The organism is Pseudomonas tehranensis, assembly GCF_014268615.1.
Lineage (GTDB): Bacteria > Pseudomonadota > Gammaproteobacteria > Pseudomonadales > Pseudomonadaceae > Aquipseudomonas > Aquipseudomonas tehranensis.
The window spans coordinates 1-479 of the sequence record NZ_JABWQV010000502.1; the positions used below are offsets into that span (position 1 = coordinate 1).

Annotated in this window: 1 protein-coding gene; it reads left to right on the forward strand. The window is 59.9% G+C overall.

The window, feature by feature from the left end; all coding sequences use genetic code 11:
- Positions 1-479: OprD family outer membrane porin (locus HU811_RS27175; RefSeq protein WP_186659217.1), on the forward strand; the 479-nt coding region annotated here is incomplete at both ends.

Genomic DNA, 479 nt, shown 5'->3' on the forward strand with positions numbered 1-479 from the left:
GACTGGACCCTGGGCGCCAACCTCGGCTACTTCATCGGCAAGGAAGAAGGCAGTGCCCTGGCTGGCGACCTGGACAACAAAACCGCCTTCGCCATGCTCTCGGCCAAATACGGTGGCAACACCTTCTACGTTGGCCTGCAAAAACTCAGCGGCGACGATGGCTGGATGCGCGTCAACGGCACCAGCGGCGGCACCTTGGCCAACGACAGCTACAACTCCAGCTACGACAACGCCCAGGAAAAATCCTGGCAAGTGCGCCACGACTTCAACTTCGCCGCCGTCGGTGTACCGGGCCTGACCCTGATGAACCGCTACATCAGCGGTGACAACGTGCACACCGGCACCATCACCGATGGTAAGGAATGGGGCCGCGAAAGCGAACTGGCCTACACCGTACAGAGCGGTGCGTTGAAGAGCCTTAACGTGAAATGGCGGAACTCGACAATGCGCCGGGACTTCAGCACCACTGAGTTCGATGA